3 protein-coding genes are annotated in these 2,773 nt (G+C 36.3%); all 3 read left to right on the top strand.

Annotated elements, in window-relative coordinates; genetic code table 11:
• Nucleotides 1-928: GNAT family N-acetyltransferase (locus E1171_RS03320; protein ID WP_155204056.1), on the top strand; the 928-nt coding region annotated here is incomplete at its 5' end.
• Nucleotides 929-965: 37 nt separating this feature from the next.
• Nucleotides 966-2,225 carry an oligosaccharide flippase family protein gene (locus E1171_RS03325; RefSeq protein ID WP_155204058.1) on the top strand — a complete coding sequence of 420 codons (1,260 nt, stop codon included), beginning with the start codon at nt 966-968 and terminating at the stop codon, nt 2,223-2,225.
• The coding region (locus tag E1171_RS03330) for a glycosyltransferase family 2 protein (protein WP_155204060.1) at nt 2,204-2,773 on the top strand (570 nt) is incomplete at its 3' end. The genes E1171_RS03325 and E1171_RS03330, both read left to right, overlap by 22 nt.

Raw genomic sequence — 2,773 nt, forward strand, 5'->3', positions numbered from 1 at the left:
TTTTACCACTGAAAGACCTGAAGGAGATTATCCATTAGCTTTTGAGTCTTATCTTTTTCACCATCCTAATCATTTAAATCTTCAATTTGAGGGTTCTTATTTGGAGTTTTATGTAGTCCATACTGCTCATAGAAAACTTTTGGCACATTTACCCCTTTTTTTGAAGGATCAGCAGGCCATAAGTGGGATTAGAAGCCCTTTTGGAGCGTTGCTTTTTGATCATAAGATGGATGCACAATTGCTGCATGCTTTTGTGGACTTCATTTTATGGATATTAAAAGGACGGGGAATTCATTCCGTAACGGTAAAAAATATTTGCATGGGATTTCAGCCAGAAATGGTTAGTAAAACCATAAATGTGCTGGTCAATCATGGTTTTAGATTAAAGGAGGCTCCCATTAATTATCACTTATCTTTGGAAGCTTCCTTTGAACAGAACCTACATTTAATGGAAGCAAGGAAATTGAAAAAGTGTGCAACTTATGGTTTTGAGTTTCAATGTGAATCCATTGATCAATTGGAAGAGTTTTATGGATTTATAAGGTCCTGCCGAATGAGCCGAAATCAACCCATGAACATGAGTTTGGAAGGATTAAAAGATTGCTTGAGTGTATTTCCCAGGCATTACCAATTTTATTCTCTTCGTGATAAAGGAAAATTGGTTGCTGTGACTATTATCGTAGTTTTAAATTCCAGGGTGGTGTATAATTTTTTGCCGGCAAGTGATATGAGTTACAAATCTAGCAGCCCTATGGTGGCTTTACTTTATCAGATTTACCAATATTTCAAAAAGAAGGGATACGGAATTCTAGATCTGGGAATATCTGAAGTGGATACCAATCCTCAATTTGGTCTGCTTTCTTTTAAACAACGAATTGGGGGAAAGGCTTCGGTAAAGCCAACTTTTACCTTTACTTTTGCAGATTAAGAAATCTATTTTTTGGACATAACATAAATCAGGTCTTTTGAAATTTATCCCGGCTTCATTATGGTCTTTAGTGGCAGTCACTTTCAGGGCATTTGGAAGTTTGATAAGTCAGAAACTATTTGCAGTATATTTTGGAGCGTCAGGTGTTGGTTTATGGGCCCATTTCCAAAATCTCATTTCAATGGTAACGCATGTCCCTAATGATGGTATAAATCGGGGATTAATTCGCTTTTGGGCAAACAAAGAAGAAAGCGTGGTTGATAAGCACAAGTTTGTATTGGCAGCTATCTTGTGGCATTTACTTACACTTGGTCTTTTCATGGGTGTTTTTTTCTTTCATTCTGATTATTTATTTAATGAATTTGGGGGTAAGAAAAATAACTCATGGTTTTATACCCTTTTTTGGGTGGCCATGCCAATCTTATTAATTAAACTTTTCTTTCAATCTCTTTTTTTAGCTGACCAACGGATGAGGGTCTATTCCTTAGTAGATGTATTTACCTCTGTTTTATTGGTTTTGTTTCTTTGGTTGGTTGTAGATAAATGGCCTTTGGAAAAGGTATTTATCGCTTTTCTTTTTGGGCAGAGCGGAGGAGTGATTTTTTGCATTTATTTTCTGTTTCAATATCGTCATATTGATTGGAAAAAATTAAAATGGTCATTGAAAAGCTTTAAGGCTTTAGGTCATTATCTATTGATGGCCGCAAGCGGTTTGTTTTTTGGGAAATTTGTGAGCTTTTGGTTACGGGATTTTTCTATAGAAGCTTTTGGATTAGTGCAAACAGGTTATTGGCAAGCAGTAGTTAAAATTTCTGATCTTTATAAAATGCTATTTGTGGCTACAGTTGGAACAGTTGTTTACCCCCAACTTTCGGGTCTCATTCATGATTTAAATAAGCTAAGGGCTTATTTGTGGGAGGTTATTTTAAAAATAATCCCCTTAACTTTAACTGGCCTTTTATTGGTTTATTTTGGTCGTGGTTTCCTTCTCGAATATTTATTTACTACAGAATTTAGGGAAGCAGGTAAGTTTATTCCCTGGCAATTGGCTGGAGATTTTTTCCACTTTCTGGTTTATTTGTTAATGTATGTTATTTCTGTTCAAGGCAGGGCTAAATCCTATATTTTTATTCAGGGGCTTGGATCGGCCCTATATCTTTCCCTAGCTTTTTTTCTTTCCTCAAAGTACGGAATAATGGGTTTTCCCAGGGCGGAGTTTTTTATAGGGGTAATTTCTTTTTTGTTGTGCATTTGGTTTAACCGTAATTGGATAAAATGGAAAGCAATCCCTTGGTAACCGTAATTTGTCTTTGTTATAACCATGATGCGTTTGTACAAGAAGCCATTTATTCGGTTTTAACACAAACTTATTCGAATGTGGAGCTCATTGTAGTGGATGATGCAAGTACTGATAGGAGTGTAGCTCGTATTCGGGAATTAATTGCTGATTACCCTTCCGTTACTTTCCTTTCTTTGGATGAAAATGTGGGGAATTGCAAGGCTTTTAATTTGGGCTTAGCAAGAGCAAAAGGAAAGTATATTATTGATCTGGCAGCTGATGATATTTTATGTCCAAACAGGATTGAAGTAGGTGTAAAGGATTTTGAAGAGGTCAATAATTCTTATGGCGTGCATTTTAGCAATGCTTTTTTGATCGATAATAAAGGTCATTTAATCCGTTCTTTTTACCCCCTGGATGAGGGAGGAAAATTGAAAATTGCAGTTCCGCAGGGTGATGTTTATGCAGCTTTGGTGCAAAGATTCTTTATCTGTACGCCTACTATGATGATGAGAAAAGATTTATTGGAGGAGCTGGGGGGGTATGACGAAAACCTGGCTTATGAG

Source organism: Xanthovirga aplysinae, assembly GCF_009711365.1.
GTDB classification, from domain to species: domain Bacteria; phylum Bacteroidota; class Bacteroidia; order Cytophagales; family Cyclobacteriaceae; genus Xanthovirga; species Xanthovirga aplysinae.